The following is a 15,246-nucleotide window of genomic DNA, read 5'->3' as shown; positions in this document are numbered from 1 at the left end:
GGGCTCATCTGCCCGAGCAACCTTTTTCTGTAGGAGCACCGTGCCAAGCAAGGCCAAAACCGGCAAGAAACTCGTGATTGTGGAGTCTCCGGCCAAGAGCAAGACCATCGCCAAGTACCTCGGCGAGGGCTTCATCGTAGAGGCCTCCATCGGTCACATCCGCGACCTGCCGCAGCCGTCTGAGCTCCCCGCAGAACTGAAGAAGACCTCGGTGGGCAAGTTCGCCGTCGACATCGAAAACGACTTCAAGCCGTACTACGTGGTGTCGGCCGACAAGAAGAAAAAGGTCGCCGAGCTCAAGGCCCAACTCAAAGATGCTGACGCTCTTTATCTCGCAACCGATGGGGACCGCGAGGGCGAGGCCATCGCGTGGCACCTGCTGGAAGTGCTCAAGCCCAAGGTCCCCGTGTACCGGATGACCTTCGGAGAAATCACCAAGGAAGCCATCCACCGCGCCATGGACAACCTGCGCGATGTTGACGCCGCCCTGGTGGACGCCCAGGAAACCCGACGCGTGCTGGACCGCCTCTATGGCTACGAGATTTCCCCGGTCCTCTGGCGCAAGGTGGCCCGCGGCCTGTCCGCCGGCCGTGTGCAGTCCGTAGTCACCCGGATGGTGGTGGACCGCGAACGCGAACGCATGGCGTTCAAAGCAGCTTCCTACTGGGACCTGACAGGCCAGTTCGGCGCCGGATCCGCCTCGTTCAAGGCGAAACTTGCCGCTGTAGACGGCGCCAAGGTGGCCAGCGGCCGGGACTTCAACGACGACGGCGTGCTCACCGCCCGCAACGCCGTTCACCTGAACGAGGAACTCGCTACGTCGTTGGCAGCGGGCCTGCAGGACGCGGACTTCCTGGTCCGCTCCGTCGAAACCAAGCCGTACACCCGCCGTCCGGCCGCGCCGTTCACTACTTCCACGCTGCAGCAGGAGGCCGGCCGTAAGCTGCGTTTCTCCTCCAAGAGCACCATGCAGATCGCCCAGCGCCTGTATGAAAACGGCTACATCACCTATATGCGTACCGACTCCTCGGCGCTGAGCGATGAAGCCGTCACCGCCGCCCGTCGGCAGGCCTCCGAACTGTACGGCCCGGAATACATCCCGGCGTCACCCCGCGTCTACTCCAGCAAGGCCGCGAACGCGCAGGAAGCCCACGAGGCCATCCGCCCCGCCGGTGACTCCTTCCGCACCCCGGCGCAGGTGGCCAAGCAGCTTTCCGGCGACGAATTCCGCCTGTACGAACTGATCTGGAAGCGTACCGTCGCATCCCAGATGGGCGACGCCAAGGGCTCCACTGCCACCATCCGCCTCGGCGCAGTGGCCACCGACGGGCGGGACGCAGAGTTCTCCGCCTCCGGCACCGTCATCACCTTCCCCGGCTTCCTGGCCGCCTACGAGGAAGGCAAGGACGAAAGCCGCGGCGACGACGACACCGAAGAAGCCCGCCGGCTGCCCAATGTGGCCAAGGGCGACTCCCTCTCGGCGTCAGAAATCGTCGCCGTGGGCCACGAAACCTCGCCGCCGCCGCGCTTCACCGAAGCGTCGTTGACGGCCGAGCTGGAGAAGAAGGGTATCGGCCGCCCGTCGACCTATGCCTCCACCATCTCCACCATCCAGGACCGCGGCTACGTTCGGAAGCAGGGCTCGGCCCTGGTGCCCAGCTGGATCGCCTTCTCGGTGATCCGCCTGCTGGAACAGCACTTCACGGACTACGTTGACTACGAATTCACCGCAGACATGGAAGGCGACCTGGACAAGATCGCCAATGGCCAGGCTGTTGGGTCCGCCTGGCTCAAGCACTTCTACTACGGTGAAGACGCCGACCCGGGCCTGCTGAGCATCGTCAACAACCTTGGCGAGATCGATGCCCGCGAGATCAACTCCATTCCCATCACGGACCAGATCACGCTGCGAGTTGGCAAGTTCGGCCCCTACCTGGAGAGCACCACCCCCACAGTGGACGCCAAGACCGGCGAAATCGTGGAGTCTTCCCGCGCCAACGTCCCCGAGGACCTGGCTCCTGACGAACTGACGGCAGCCAAGGCCATCGAGCTGATGGAGACGGCCGCGCCGGAAGAACGCGTGCTGGGTGCGGACCCGCACACCGGGCACACCGTGGTGGCCAAGAACGGCCGGTATGGCGCCTACGTCACCGAAATTATCCCGGAGATGACCGACGAACAGTTGGCCAACCAGCCCGTGGAGTACTACAAGAACGGCAAGCCCAAGCCACCGAAGAAGCCCGTCAAGGCTAAGCCGCGCACCGGTTCCCTGTTCGCGTCGATGACCGTGGACTCCGTCACCCTGGACGAAGCGCTCCAGCTGATGAGCCTGCCCCGGGTCCTGGGCGAGGACGCCGAAGGAAACCTTATTACGGTGCAGAACGGCCGCTTTGGCCCGTACCTGAAGAAGGGCACTGACTCCCGTTCCATCGGGTCGGAAGAGGAAATCTTCACCATCACGCTGGAGCAGGCCCTGGAGATCTACTCCCAGCCCAAGCAGCGCGGTGCCCGTGCCGCTGTGCCGCCGCTGGCCGAGTTCGGTCCGGACCCGGTATCGGAAAAGAACATTGTGGTGAAGGAAGGCCGGTTCGGCCCGTACATCACCGACGGCATCACCAACATCACCGTTCCGCGCGCCACGTCCTTGGAGGAGCTGACGCGGGAACAGGCTGTGGAACTGCTCGCCGAGAAGCGCGCCAAGGGTCCGGTTAAGCGCACGACGACGGCCCGCAAGGCCCCGGCGAAGAAGAAGGCCGCCGCCAAGAAGTAGCAATCGGTGGTTTGCGGTGCCGGGCACAACGTGGTCGAGTAGATACATGACTGAACAGCCCGGCACCGCCGACACCACGCCCCTGAACGACCTCGAAGAGAAGCTCGCCCAGGGCGGACAGCCCGAGGCCAGCCCGGTGGACGTTATCCTGTCGTTCCTCAACAGCGAGGTCTACGTTGTCAGCACCGAGGGTATCGAAGGAGAGGACTCCCAGGTGGAGCCCCTCGTGCTGGCCAATGCCGACGGCGACCCCGTCCTGGCGGTCTTCTCCCACCCCAGCAGGGTAGACGAGCAGTACTTGGCTGCGGCCCCGAATATCCTCGGAACCCAGGGCGCGGCCATCATCGCCAACATCGGGGAGGAACTGGGAATGGTCATCAACCCCGGCGCTGCATTCGGCTTCGAGATCAACCCCGAGGGTGTGGCCAACATCAAGCGCGACTTCAAGCGGGCCGATGAGCTCCCGGACGGCGCCCCGGCGGATCCCAGCGCCAACTGACATGTTCCCGCTCCGTTTATAACCGACGGGCAGTGCGGGTGAATAATGGCAGGATGCGGCTAGGCGTCCTCGATATCGGGTCCAACACTGTCCACCTCCTTTTGGTCGACGCCCACCCTGGCGCGCGCCCCGTACCTTTTGCTTCGCACAAGCGGCCGCTCTCCCTGGTCCAGTACCTGGATGCCGATGGCAACATCACCGATGCCGGGCAGCACGAACTGACCGAGTTTGTTCTGGAAGCCTGGGAGTTTGCGGCCAAGCACAAGGCCGAGGACCTGCTGGCCTTTTGTACGTCGGCCATCCGCGAAGCCACCAACGGCCCGGAAGTACTGGCCCGGGTCGAGCACGAAACCACCGTGACCCTGGAGGAGCTGACGGGCAGTGAAGAGGCGTCCATGACGTTCTTCGCTGTCCGCCGCTGGTACGGCTGGGGAGCCGGACCAATCCTGAACCTGGACATCGGCGGTGGCTCCTTCGAAATGGCCTTCGGTCAGGACGAGCTGCCGGAGATGGCCACCTCCGTACCCTTGGGGGCCAGCAGGCTTACGCGGGATTGGCTGGCTGAGGATCCGCCGTCGGCCAAGAGCGTGAAGGAACTGCGCCGGTACATCCGTGCAACCCTCAAGCCCGCGGTCCGCCAGTTCGACGGACTAGGGCGTGCCAATCTCGTCGCGGGGACATCCAAGACCTTCCGGTCACTGGCCAGGATTGCCGGTGCGGCGCCCAGCATCGCCGGCCCCTACGTCAAACGCGAACTCAACGGGACGGACCTCGGCGTCTGGGCGCAGCGCATCTCGGCCATGAAAACCGAGGACCGGCTGCACCTGCCTGGCGTCTCCGAGGCCCGGGCCAACCAGTTGCTCGCCGGGGCGCTCGTGGCGGAGGCCGCGCTGGAACTGTTCAAATTCAAGAAGATTCGGATCTGCCCGTGGGCCTTGCGTGAAGGCCTGATCCTGCGGCGGCTGGACCAGCTGGTGTTTGCCGGGCCGCTGGAGCCGGCTCCGCACGTCAGCGCGCCCCAGCTAGGCGCCCCGTACATCGGGGATCCCCAGGCAGCTGTGCCCCTCTGAGTGTGCTTTTGCGCCCCAGGCGAAAAGACTTCCGGCTCGAACGCCCCTTAACGCGAAAGCACCGGCGCCCGCAGCAGGAAAATGGGGGAAAACCTGCTGCCGACCACCGGTGCCTCGGGCAAACATCCCCATGCTTGCCGCATCACTCGCACCCTCAATGAGGTAATAACTACGTTAGGGCGCCAACTTGTGAAGTTCCTGCGCCGAACATGGGAGCCGCCTGTGAATCGCCGAGGGCGAGTTCCGCCGTCGTCCGTTCACTTGCAGTTTCGGCAGCGCAGGGTTCGAACTGCAATGATGGATCCATGAGCAACCGAATCGCATTCCTTGGCTGTGGGTCCATGAACGAAGCCATCCTGGGTGGCCTGATTGACGGCGGCGCCGACCCCGCCGACATCGTGGCAACAGTCCGGCGGGCTGAACGGGCGGCCGAACTGGCGGCCCGCCACCATGGAATCACCGCCATCGCGGGCGAAGAGGAACCGGAAAATAACAAGCAGGCTGCGAAGAGGTCCGACGTCGTCATCCTGGGAACCAAGCCGGTGGGCATCGCGGACCTCGCACGGGAGATCAGCGGATCGCTGTCGCCACAGACCATCGTGATCAGCGTGGCAGCCGGCGTATCCCTGGCGCAGCTGGAAGCGGCGCTGCCGGCGGGGCAGCCGGTCATCCGGACCATGCCCAACGTTCCTGCCAAGTTGGGGCGCGGTGTGGTGTCGGTGTCCGCGGGAACCAACTGCTCACCAGAGCAGCTCCAGCTGGCTAAGGAGATCCTCAAACCGGCCGGCACCGTTGTAGAGGTGCCCGAGGAACAGGTGGATGCATTGTCGGCGATCAGCGGCTCAGGCCCTGCATATGCTTTCTACCTGGCCGAAGCCATGGCCGCTGCCGGGGTGGAGCTGGGTCTGGATCCGGAGCTGTCCTTGCTGCTGGCCCGGGAGACCGTGGCAGGCGCCGGTTTCATGCTGGCCGAGCCTGGCGCTGATCCCTCAGCCCTGCGTAAGTCTGTGACCAGCCCCAACGGCACCACGGAACGTGCCATTGCCACTTTTGACGAGCGCGGCATACCGGAAATCATCGCCGCCGGTGCCCGCGCCGCCGCGGACCGCGCCGCGGAGATCACCAAACAACTCAGCTAGTCCCCACGCGCTCCCTAACCTCGCAAGCTCGGCCAGGGAACCCGGCGGGCGTGGGCCCAGGCACCCGTGCAATTACGGCCGCGCGGCGAACCGTTCCAGCAGGTCCACGTGGCCGGACACGATCAGCATGTCGCGGGCGGAAACCTTGGTCTCCGGCCGGGCATACGTGAAGTCCTCGCCCGGTGACTTCACGCCCACGATCGTGACCCCGTACTTGGAGCGGACCTTGGACTCATCCAGGGTGAAGCCGACGGTTTCGCGCGGCGGGTACATCTTGACGATGGCGAAGTCGTCGTCGAACTCGATGAAGTCCAGCATCCGGCCGGAGACCAGGTGTGCGGCGCGGACGCCGGCGTCAGCCTCGGGGTAGATCACGTGGTTGGCGCCGATCCTGGTGAGGATCTTGCCGTGCGACGGGGTGATCGCCTTGACCCATAGGTGTTCGATGCCCAGGTCCACCAGATTCACTGTGATCAGCACCGAGGACTCGATGGACGTCCCCACACCCACCACTGCCGAGCTGAACTCCTGCGCGCCGAGCTGGCGCAGCGCATCAATGTTGGTGGCATCGGCTTCCACCACGTGCGTCAGGAGCGGCGCCCATTTCTGAACCAGGGTGCGGTCCCGTTCGATGGCCAGCACTTCGCGGCCCTGCTTGACCAGCTGCTCCGCCGTGGAGGAGCCGAAGCGGCCCAGGCCGATCACCAGGACCGGGGCATTGTGGGCGGGCCGGTTGGGCGCGCCTGAGGAATTAGCCAATGATGGGCCTCTCTTCCGGGTAGTGGTACAGCTGGCTGCGCTGGCGCAGGGCCAGGCCAGCTGCAAGCGTAACGGTGCCTACGCGGCCTGCGAACATCAGGGCAGTCAGGACATAAACGCCCGACGGCGGCAGCTCGGCACTGAGGTTGGTGCTTAGTCCCACGGTGGCGAAGGCTGAAATGGTTTCGAAGAGCACACGGTCCAGGGACGCCCCGCTGATCTGCAGGAGCAGGAACGCGGAGACGGACACCAACGTCGCGCCGGCGACGATCACGGAGATAGCCACCCGCATGGTGCCTTGGGGGATGGTCCGGCCGTAGACCTTGACGTCGGCGTCGCCGCGGGCCTCGGCAATGATGGCAAGGAACATCACGGCGATCGTGGTGACTTTGATGCCGCCCGCCGTGGATGCCGAGCCGCCGCCGGCGAACATCAGCGCGTCCGTCAGCAGCATGGTGGTGGACTCCATGTGGTTCTGGTCCACGAGGTTGAAGCCGCCGGACCTGGTCATGACGGAAGCGAACAGCGCGTGCGTGATCTTGTCGCCGAGGTCCATGTGGCCGATGGTCCGGGCGTTGTCCCACTCCATCAGACCCCATAGAACGGTCCCGGCCGCGAGCAGGATGAAGGAGACCTGGATGGTCAGCTTGGTGTGCAGGTTCCATTTCTTCCAGTTGAGCCCGTTCTGCTGCAGGACCATCACCACGGGGAACCCCAGGCTGCCTAGGAAAACGCCGAGCATGAGGGGGACCAGAATCCACAGATCGGTCTCGTAGGGCACGATCCCGTCCGAATGCGGGGTGAAGCCGGCGTTGTTGAACGATGAGATGGCATAGAAGATGCCGTGCCACACCGACTGCCAGAACGGCTCGCCGAGTGTCATGAACCGGGGAATCAGCGCCAGGGCCAGGACCCCTTCGATCACCACCGAGGTGGTAATGACGATCCGCAGCAGCGTACCTACCTCGCCGAGGCGGCCGGCGTTGTTCATGGCTTCCTGGGCGATCAGCTTGCCTCGCACACCCAGTTTCTTGCTGACCATCAGGGCCAGCAGCGAGGCGAGGGTCAGTGTTCCCAGGCCGCCCACGAAGACGCCTACCAGGATGACCAGTTGGCCGAAGAACGACCAGTGCACCGCCGTCGAAACAACCGTCAGGCCGGTGACGCAGACGGCTGACACTGCGGTGAACATGGCCTGGTGCAACGGGGTGGCCGCACCGGAGGCTGAGGAGATGGGCAGTGACAGGAGGAACGTGAAGACCAGGCAGACAGCGGCGAACGCGCTCAGGGCAAGCCGGGCAGGGGAGGTGTTGGCGATGTCGTCAATGAAGTCGCGCAGCTGGGTGAAGATCCAGAGGCCTTCGCGCTCCGGTGCGGCGGGGTGCCAGCTGGCCGGGTTCCGGGGCCTCGACTGGCGTTGCGTCATGGGTGGCTTTTCCTCGGTTGAAACTGTTTCCTCCAGTAGTAAACCACTAAAGGTCGCGTAATGGCCGGGCTGGAGGGGCGGCATGCTCAGGTAGCCTGTGATTGATGACATACCTGCCCGGTCTCAGCCAGCCCGCGCCGCCAACGACGGTGGTGTGGAATTCCGCCATGACCGCCTACAATTTTGGCCCGGGGCACCCCATGGCGCCTGAACGGATGGACCTGACCGCCCGCCTGGCGCGGAGCCTGGGCCTGCTGGACCTCCCGCATGTTTCGGTGGTGGCCCCGGAGGTGGCGTCCGACGCCGAGCTGGAGACTGTGCACGCACCGGACTTCGTGGCGGCGGTGCACAAGGTCAGTGACGATCCATCCTCGCCGGACGAATCCAGGGGCCTGGGCACCGAGGACGATCCCGCCTTTGCGGGCATGCACGAGGCCGCTGCGCGTTTGGCGGGCGGCTCGCTGCTCGCCGCAACGGCAATCCTGGACGGATCCTCGCTTCACGCGGTGAACTTCGGTGGCGGCCTGCACCACGCCGCCCGCGACCGGGCGAGCGGCTTCTGCATCTATAACGACTCAGCCCTTGCCGTCCAAAGACTGCTCGACGGCGGCATCCGGCGCGTGGCATATATCGACGTCGATGCCCACCATGGTGACGGGACGGAAAGCATCTTCTGGAACGACCCCCGAGTGCTCACCATCTCGCTTCACGAAAGCGGACTCACGCTGTTCCCGGGAACCGGCTTCGCGAACGAGGTCGGCGGCCCGCAAGCGGAAGGGAGCGCCGTCAACGTTGCGCTGCCCTCAGGCACCGGAGACGCCGGTTGGCTGCGGGCGTTCCATGCCGTTGTGCCACAACTGGTGGGAGCCTTCGAACCCGAAGTGATCGTAAGCCAGCACGGTTGCGATTCGCACCGCACGGATCCGCTGACCCACCTCAACCTCAGCGTCGACGGCCAGCGCGAGGCCGCGACCGCCGTCGGAAATCTCGCCGCGCGCTACTGCGGCAACCGCTGGATCGCCACCGGCGGCGGCGGGTACAACGTCACGGATGTGGTGCCCCGGTCCTGGAGCCACCTGATCGCCATCGCCGCCGGCCGTCCGGTGCCGTTGCGGACGCCCGTGCCGGAGGACTGGCGCACGTATGTTGATGAGAAGTTCGGCGCCGCAACGCCGGGACTCATGGGTGATGACGTGGAAGTCTGGTGGCGTTCCTGGGAAGTGGGCTTCGACCCCAACGACGCCGTGGACCGCTCGGTCATGGCCACCCGCAAGGCCGTTTTCCCGCTGCACGGCCTGGACCCCTGGTTCGACTGACGCCGGCTTTGGTCAGGTAGTTGGCTTCTCCGTCTGGAAAACCACGCCGGCGGCGCCGATCAGCCAGCCGAGCAGCGACAGCGCGAATGCCCCGATCAGGTCCGTGGACGCCGTTCCCTTGATCAGCCAGAGCAACAGGACCAGCAGTCCCACCGCGAGGTAGACCACCACGGCTGCGACGATCCGTCCGGACAGTCGGGCGGTGACTTCGGACGGATTGAAGCCCATGGCGCCGCCGGGAGCCCCGGGTCCCGAAGGCCGTCGGGCTTCCTGCTCGCGCTCGTCGCGGCGGACTTCGGCGATGGTGAACCCCAGCGCCGACGCCGTCAGCGAGCTCAGCGACGTGGCCAGGACTCCGGCCGCCGTGACCAGCGCTCCATTCAGGGGCGGTGCCACGGTCCTGCCGTCCGGTACCCAGAACCCGACGCGCAGTAAAACGGAGCCCCAAACCGCCACAAAGAGGCCCAGAAAAACAAACGCGATGATGTTGAACAGCTGCTGGCGAAGGAAATCCATAGCCACCCACTCCTCATCCCTGAGCGGATGCCCCTGTTTGGTCCGGGGCAACCGTGGAACCGTTCTAGCACCACGCGGGAACTTGGGCAATGGCGCTCGGATACGGGCCGAAATAGTTGATGCCTTCCGGCGTATATGTCGCTAGGGTGGGAGGCATGGTGACAGACGACGTATTTGCCGTCATTGCGGAAGCAACCCGGCGCGACATCCTCGTATCCTTGCGTGCCGGGGATAAGGCCGTAGGGGAGTTGGTGGAGGAACTGGACGCGAGCCAGCCCACTATTTCGAAGCACCTGAAGGTCCTCCGTGAGGCCCAGCTCGTCAGCATGCGCGCGCAGGGCCAGAAGCGTTACTACGCGCTGAACCCAAAGCCCCTGGAGGGGATCGTCAGCTGGCTGGAAACGTTCAACGTCGGTCCGGCAGCCGCCGCTTCAAAATCGCCTGAGGCGCCCGCTTCGGAAGCCGGCAAACAGCATGCCGCCGCTACACCGGTGCCGGACAATGAAGCCGTGGCGGCTGTCCTGGCGCGCGAGGACGCCGAGCTGAGCCCCGCCGTCGTCATTCCGGGCGGTACTGCAGCCCCGCTCAGCGACGACACCGTCCCGCAGCAGATCGGCCGGACCGTGGGCCGCGCCGCCACCAAGGCCGCCGACCTGCTGGCGAACCTGCCGAACCTGCCGAAGTTCGGCCGCAAAAAGTAGCCCCTAATTACCCCGTTGGGCGGGCGGGCTACTTGGTGAGCAGGCGCACGTGGTCAGGGGTCAGCTCCGAGATCTTGCTGACACCCAGCAGGGCCATGGTGCGGGCCATGTCCTTCTCCAGGATCTGGAGGGCACGGTCCACGCCGGTCCGGCCGCCGGCCATCAGGCCGTAAAGGTAGGCCCGGCCGATCAACGTGAAGTCCGCGCCCAGGGCCAGGGCCGCGATGATGTCCGCGCCGCTCATGATGCCGGTGTCCAGCATGATGGCCGCATCCGAGTTGTCCTTCGTGAAAGCTTCCTTCACGCCGGGCAGCAGGTGGAACGGGATGGGCGCGCGGTCCAGCTGGCGGCCGCCGTGGTTGGAGAGCACCACGCCGTCGGCGCCGTGGTCCACCACCTTGCGGGCGTCCTCCACGGTCTGGATGCCCTTGACCACGAGCTTGCCCTTCCAGGTCTCACGCAGCCAGTCCAGGTCCTCGAATGTCAGGGTGGGGTCGAACATCGAGTTGATGAGGTCCGCCACAGTGCCGGTGTAGCGGGACAGTGAGGCGAAGGTCAGCGGCTCATGCGTGAGGAAGTTGAACCACCAGGCGGGGCGGTAGGACGCGTCCAGGACCGTCTTGATCGTCAGGGCCGGCGGGATGGTCATGCCGTTGCGTACGTCGCGCAGGCGGGCGCCGGCGACGGCGGTATCAACGGTGACCATGAGGGTGTCGTTGCCCGCCTTGGCGGCGCGCTCGATCAGTTCCAGCGAGCGGTCACGGTCCGTCCACAGGTACAGCTGGAACCAGTTGCGGCCGTTCGGGGCGGCGGCGGCCACATCCTCGATGGAGGCGGTGCCCATGGTGGAAAGAGTGTAGGGGATGCCTGCGGCTTCTGCTGCCTGGGAGCCCGCGTATTCGCCTTCGGACTGCATCATGCGGGTGAACCCGGTGGGGGCGATGCCTACCGGAAGCCGGGAGGACTTGCCCAGGATTTCAGTGCTCAGGTCGATCTTGGAGACGTTCCGCAGGATGCCGGGCCGGAACTCGATGTCCAGGAAAGCTTCACGGGCACGCCGCAGGGTGATCTCGGCTTCGGCGGCACCGTCGGTGTAGTCGAAGGGCGCCTGCGGGGTGCGGCGTTTGGCGATATCGCGCAGTTCCCAGATGGTGCTGGCGCGCTTGAGCCGGGCTTCCTTGCTGAACTCGGGCTTCTTAAACTGCATCAGCGGCGCCAGGTCCGAGTATTTCGGAATGCGGCGCTTCAGTGCTGCCGGTACAGCCGACTGTGCTGCGGGATGAGGTGTGGATGCAGCCGGGGTATCGGTGGCGTCCGGGGCGGGGGTGGTCTCGGGATTGTTCGGCTGGATCGTGTGGGTCATGGCTTCCTCCGTTGGTGGGCCGGACAGCTCGCGGACATGCATTGATAGTCACGCTCGTGTGGTCTAACCACACTCTAGGGCATGTGGTCCAACCACATCAAGTAGGATGGCGGTATGCGTACCCACCAGCTTGTCCTGCACTGGATCGAGGGCCAGCTCTCCGAAGGCAAGCTGGCCGTGGGCGGACGGCTGCCCGCCGAACGGACCCTCGCAGAGCAGCTGCAGGTCTCCCGCACCTCAGTGCGCGAGGCGATCCGCATTCTCGAGGCCATGGGCGTAGTCCGCGCCGGCGTCGGTTCCGGTCCGGAGGCCGGCACGGTGGTGATCTCGGATCCGACGGCGGCACTCGGCTCGGCCCTTCGGCTTCACGTGGCCACGCAGCACCTGCCGGTATCCGACATTGTCCAGACGCGTGTCTTGCTGGAATCCTGGGCTGCATCACATGCCCGACCCGACTCTCCGGAGCTCACCGGGGCGGCCCGTCTCCTGGAGGAAATGGATGTCGACGGGATGGCCGTGGATGACTTCCTCGCCCTGGACGTCCGCTTCCACCTTGCCCTGGCCGACGCCGCAGGTAACGCAGTGGTCAGTGCCATGATGGGTTCCCTGCGCGAATCCATTACCGGCTACGCGTCACAGCTCACGGGCAACCTGCCTGACTGGGATGCCACTGCGAAGCGGCTGCGGACGGAGCACCGCGAAATCCTGGACGCCATCCGGAATAACGACGGCGAACGGGCGGCCAAGCTTGTGGCTGCCCACATCGAGGGCTACTACCGCGAAGCCGGCGTCAAGCGCTCCTAAAACTACCTCAGCCGTGCGCTGCGGTGCGTGGAGCTTTGGCCGGCCCGCTGCTGGCCCGGATTTCAAGCCGCGGCTGGTAGCGGCTGCCCGGCGCGTCGTTTTCTTCCTTGCGGATGAGCGCACGCATCTGCTGCCAGGCGTGCTGGCCAAGCTCGGTGATGGGCACTGCGGCGGTGGTGAGGGTGGGGGTGGTGTACCGGGCGAACGGGATGTCGTCGAAGCCCGTGACCGAGATGTCGCCGGGCACGTCCACTCCGCGCTCGTGGAGTCCGCTCATCAGGCCCATGGCAACGAGGTCGTTGAACGCCAGAATGCCCGTCGCGCCACTGTCCAGCACGGCGTCGACTGCTCCGTGCCCGGTATCGAAGTCGGAGCCGCCTTCGAGCATCAGGACCTCCACCTGGGGATGGGCGGCCTTAAAGGCTTCCAGGCCCTGGAGCCTGAGCCCGTTGGATGCGCTGCGCGGCGGACCCGCAAGGAACGCCAGGCGCGTATGGCCGAGTTCCACAAGGTGCCCTGCAAGGTCCTGGACCCCCTGCCCGTAGTCCACCACCAGGCTGGGAACGCCTGCGGCGGCCGTAGTCCTGTTGATCAGCACCAGCGGGTGCAGCGAAGGCACTAGCTCCTCCAGTTCGGCGTCGCTCATGCGCGGCGCGCACAGCACCAGGCCGTCACACCGACGTCGGGCCTCTCCGGCCAGGATTGCTTCCTCGCTGGAGACTTCGAAGGAATCAGCGATCAGGACGCGGTATCCATCCTGTGCTGCGGCTCGGCTGAGCCCGCGCAGGATGGCCTGGAAGGTGGGGTTGGCGAGGTCCGGGACCACAATGCCAATGGTGTCCGTCTTTCCCAGGGCAAGACTGCGGCCGACCGGGTTTGGCTGGTACTTCAGTTCCGCTGCCGCGGCCCGCACGCGGGCTGCAATCTCCGGGTCGACGGTGAAGTTGCCGTTCATCACCCGCGAAACCGTGGCATGCGAAACGCCGGCCTTGACGGCAACATCCGCGATGCCGATCCTGCCGGTTGCCGATCTCCTGACCATGGTCTGCCTTTCGTAGGTCCCTCGGGCCATTCTGCCGCCCGAGGGCTGGCGATGTTTCCGGCAGATGGCGGTGTCGTGAGAAAAAGCATATAACGCCTCCGGAAAGCGATTTCTATGCTGAGCCGGACGATCTGGAAAACCCGCGGAGGCGCCGAACGGGGCGGCCACTTAGAAAACGCTTTCCCGCAGGGAGGATAATGGTTGACGTAAGCAGGTAGCTCTTGATACAAATCATATAACGCTTCTGAGAAAACGCTTTCTCAGTACTGTCCAGCAACCGGCACATTGCGTCACACGAACGGCCGTCCTCCGGCCGGGTATTAAGCCTTTGAAAGGGACCCTCATGGTCAACACAGCCGAATCGAGTTCTGCTACCGCCGCTCCGCTGACCGGCACCGCCGCCGTTGGCGCCCAGGAATCACTCGCCCGTGAGCCACTTGCCCAGGAGACCGGTGCGGGAACCAAGGCGCGCATTGCCCTGATCGGTACCGGTGGCCGCTCCGAGATGTATATCCGCGCGATCTTTGGCAAGCACTCGGACACCGCGGAACTCGTAGCGTTCTCCGACGTCAACCCCGGCCGGGTGGAGTTCTACCAGAAGCTCATCCAGGAACTCGGGGCCCCGGGGCCGGTTGCCTCCTTCGACCCCGCGGGGCTGACCGCTTTCATCCAGGCCAACAACATTGACCGGGTTGTGGTGACCACGCCGGACTACACCCACGCGGACTACATCGTGGAGGCACTCGAGGCGGGCGCCGACGTCGTCGTCGAAAAGCCCCTGACCATCGACGCCGAAGGCTGCCGCCGCATCACCAAAGCCGTGGAAGAGACGGGCCGCAACGTGGTGGTCACGTTCAACTACCGTTACTCACCGCGCAACAGCGCCCTGAAGGAGATCATCCAGAGCGGCGTGATCGGTAAGGTCACCTCCATTGACTTCAGCTGGGTCCTGGACACGGTCCACGGAGCGGACTACTTCCGTCGCTGGCACCGCGAGAAGAAGAATTCCGGCGGCCTGCTGATCCACAAGGCATCGCACCACTTCGACCTCGTTAACTGGTGGATCAATGACGTGCCCGAGCGCGTGTTCGCCTCCGGCGGGCTGAAGTTCTATGGCGACAAGAACGCCGCGGAGCGCGGCTTGGGTCCCCGTCCGGAGCGTGGAACGCCCGACGTCGACAGCCCCGGCTTCGGGGACAAAACAGTCGAAAAGGATCCGTTTGCGCTGGACCTGCGCGACGATGAGCGCCTCAAGGCACTCTTCCTCGACAACGAGCACTACGACGGCTACCGCCGCGACCAGGACGTCTTCACCGGCGGCATCACCATCGAGGACAACCTGGCACTGGTGGTGGAGTACCAGGGCGGGCCACGGCTGAGCTACTCCCTGAACGCCCACAGCCCGTGGGAAGGCTACCGCGTGGCCGTCAACGGCACCGAAGGCCGGGCCGAACTCGAAGTAGTGGAGCGTGCCGCCGTCCTCAGCAGCACCGACAAGAAGACCGTGGTTGATCCCAGCGCCACCCCTGTCGAGGAAGAGGACGCCATCCGGCGCAACGGTGAACGCCTGGTGGTCCAGCGCCACTGGGAAGCTGCCTACGAGGTGCCCATTGTCAACGGTGAAGGCGGCCACGGCGGCGGCGATGAGCTCCTCCTTTCAGACCTTTTCAACGGTCCCGGCGAGGACCCGCTGGGCCGTCCCTCCGGCTACCTTGACGGCCTCCGCTCCGTCTCCGTCGGTATCGCCGGCAACCGGTCACTGGAGTCTTCCCTTCCCGTCCGCATCGAGGACCTGGATCTCGGCGCCGACCTCCGCCGCGGCGCCTAGTCCGCTGCCCTGA

General features: G+C 65.3%; 13 protein-coding genes. 8 read left to right on the top strand and 5 right to left on the bottom strand.

All coding sequences use genetic code 11. From position 1 onward, the window contains the following. Positions 1–40 precede the first annotated feature (40 nt). From topA to proC, 4 genes are all read left to right on the top strand, one after another. Positions 41–2,770: a type I DNA topoisomerase gene (gene topA, locus ACFC25_RS02805; protein ID WP_337351566.1), complete on the top strand. Its 2,730-nt coding sequence runs from the start codon at positions 41–43 to the stop codon at positions 2,768–2,770. A 46-nt stretch (positions 2,771–2,816) separates the two neighbouring features. Continuing rightward, a complete protein-coding gene (locus ACFC25_RS02800) occupies positions 2,817–3,269 on the top strand; it encodes an SseB family protein (protein ID WP_337346000.1) in 453 nt (150 codons plus the stop codon). A 53-nt stretch (positions 3,270–3,322) separates the two neighbouring features. Next, the gene (locus ACFC25_RS02795) at positions 3,323–4,339 is read left to right on the top strand and encodes a Ppx/GppA phosphatase family protein (protein ID WP_376043907.1); all 1,017 of its coding nucleotides are present in this window, start codon (positions 3,323–3,325) and stop codon (positions 4,337–4,339) included. A 305-nt stretch (positions 4,340–4,644) separates the two neighbouring features. Beyond that, on the top strand, positions 4,645–5,478 hold the full coding sequence (gene proC / locus ACFC25_RS02790) for a pyrroline-5-carboxylate reductase (RefSeq protein WP_337346002.1): 834 nt from the start codon (positions 4,645–4,647) through the stop codon (positions 5,476–5,478). 72 nt (positions 5,479–5,550) lie between these two features. Here the strand turns inward: proC and ACFC25_RS02785 are convergent, their stop codons facing one another. Together ACFC25_RS02785 and ACFC25_RS02780 are read right to left on the bottom strand one after the other, a co-directional pair. Beyond that, positions 5,551–6,237: a TrkA family potassium uptake protein gene (locus ACFC25_RS02785; protein ID WP_131135094.1), complete on the bottom strand. Its 687-nt coding sequence runs from the start codon at positions 6,235–6,237 to the stop codon at positions 5,551–5,553. Beyond that, positions 6,230–7,663, bottom strand: coding sequence for a TrkH family potassium uptake protein (locus ACFC25_RS02780; protein ID WP_376043904.1), 1,434 nt, complete (start codon positions 7,661–7,663; stop codon positions 6,230–6,232). Before ACFC25_RS02780 ends, ACFC25_RS02785 begins: the two co-directional genes overlap by 8 nt. Before the next feature lie 104 nt (positions 7,664–7,767). Between ACFC25_RS02780 and ACFC25_RS02775 the strand changes: the two genes are divergently transcribed. Beyond that, on the top strand, positions 7,768–8,979 hold the full coding sequence (locus tag ACFC25_RS02775) for an acetoin utilization protein AcuC (protein WP_376043902.1): 1,212 nt from the start codon (positions 7,768–7,770) through the stop codon (positions 8,977–8,979). A 12-nt stretch (positions 8,980–8,991) separates the two neighbouring features. On the opposite strand, the gene ACFC25_RS02770 is transcribed toward ACFC25_RS02775, so the two are convergent. Next, positions 8,992–9,495: a hypothetical protein gene (locus ACFC25_RS02770; RefSeq protein ID WP_337346005.1), complete on the bottom strand. Its 504-nt coding sequence runs from the start codon at positions 9,493–9,495 to the stop codon at positions 8,992–8,994. 155 nt (positions 9,496–9,650) lie between these two features. Here ACFC25_RS02770 and ACFC25_RS02765 point away from each other — a divergent pair, with 155 nt between their 5' ends. Next, a complete protein-coding gene (locus ACFC25_RS02765) occupies positions 9,651–10,196 on the top strand; it encodes a metalloregulator ArsR/SmtB family transcription factor (protein WP_337346006.1) in 546 nt (181 codons plus the stop codon). A 28-nt stretch (positions 10,197–10,224) separates the two neighbouring features. Here ACFC25_RS02765 and ACFC25_RS02760 read toward each other — a convergent pair whose 3' ends face one another. After that, positions 10,225–11,559, bottom strand: coding sequence for an alpha-hydroxy-acid oxidizing protein (locus ACFC25_RS02760; protein ID WP_376043900.1), 1,335 nt, complete (start codon positions 11,557–11,559; stop codon positions 10,225–10,227). A gap of 114 nt (positions 11,560–11,673) precedes the next feature. On the opposite strand from ACFC25_RS02760, the gene ACFC25_RS02755 reads away from it, so the two are divergent. Then, positions 11,674–12,363 (top strand): FadR/GntR family transcriptional regulator, encoded by a 690-nt coding sequence (locus ACFC25_RS02755; RefSeq protein WP_376043898.1) that lies wholly within the window; start codon positions 11,674–11,676, stop codon positions 12,361–12,363. A 7-nt stretch (positions 12,364–12,370) separates the two neighbouring features. Here ACFC25_RS02755 and ACFC25_RS02750 read toward each other — a convergent pair whose 3' ends face one another. After that, on the bottom strand, positions 12,371–13,405 hold the full coding sequence (locus ACFC25_RS02750; protein WP_376043896.1) for a LacI family DNA-binding transcriptional regulator: 1,035 nt from the start codon (positions 13,403–13,405) through the stop codon (positions 12,371–12,373). 343 nt (positions 13,406–13,748) lie between these two features. On the opposite strand from ACFC25_RS02750, the gene ACFC25_RS02745 reads away from it, so the two are divergent. Beyond that, entirely contained in the window at positions 13,749–15,233 is a 1,485-nt protein-coding gene (locus tag ACFC25_RS02745; protein ID WP_376043894.1) for a Gfo/Idh/MocA family oxidoreductase, read from the top strand. Positions 15,234–15,246 lie beyond the last annotated feature (13 nt).

Source organism: Pseudarthrobacter sp. NPDC055928, from assembly GCF_042270935.1.
Lineage (GTDB): Bacteria > Actinomycetota > Actinomycetes > Actinomycetales > Micrococcaceae > Arthrobacter.
The sequence above is the reverse complement of the archived record's forward strand: the minus strand, read 5'-3'. Positions and strand labels throughout refer to the sequence as shown.

What these genes read in the sequence shown, in the direction of transcription:
- ACFC25_RS02780 (WP_376043904.1), bottom strand. Translation starts at nt 7,663, where the DNA reads ATGACGCAACGCCAGTCGAGGCCCCGGAACCCGGCCAGCTGGCACCCC.
- ACFC25_RS02750 (WP_376043896.1), bottom strand. Translation starts at nt 13,405, where the DNA reads ATGGTCAGGAGATCGGCAACCGGCAGGATCGGCATCGCGGATGTTGCC.
- ACFC25_RS02745 (WP_376043894.1), top strand. Translation starts at nt 13,749, where the DNA reads ATGGTCAACACAGCCGAATCGAGTTCTGCTACCGCCGCTCCGCTGACC.
- ACFC25_RS02765 (WP_337346006.1), top strand. Translation starts at nt 9,651, where the DNA reads ATGGTGACAGACGACGTATTTGCCGTCATTGCGGAAGCAACCCGGCGC.
- ACFC25_RS02775 (WP_376043902.1), top strand. Translation starts at nt 7,768, where the DNA reads ATGACATACCTGCCCGGTCTCAGCCAGCCCGCGCCGCCAACGACGGTG.
- ACFC25_RS02795 (WP_376043907.1), top strand. Translation starts at nt 3,323, where the DNA reads ATGCGGCTAGGCGTCCTCGATATCGGGTCCAACACTGTCCACCTCCTT.
- proC (WP_337346002.1), top strand. Translation starts at nt 4,645, where the DNA reads ATGAGCAACCGAATCGCATTCCTTGGCTGTGGGTCCATGAACGAAGCC.
- ACFC25_RS02755 (WP_376043898.1), top strand. Translation starts at nt 11,674, where the DNA reads ATGCGTACCCACCAGCTTGTCCTGCACTGGATCGAGGGCCAGCTCTCC.
- ACFC25_RS02760 (WP_376043900.1), bottom strand. Translation starts at nt 11,559, where the DNA reads ATGACCCACACGATCCAGCCGAACAATCCCGAGACCACCCCCGCCCCG.
- ACFC25_RS02770 (WP_337346005.1), bottom strand. Translation starts at nt 9,495, where the DNA reads ATGGATTTCCTTCGCCAGCAGCTGTTCAACATCATCGCGTTTGTTTTT.
- ACFC25_RS02800 (WP_337346000.1), top strand. Translation starts at nt 2,817, where the DNA reads ATGACTGAACAGCCCGGCACCGCCGACACCACGCCCCTGAACGACCTC.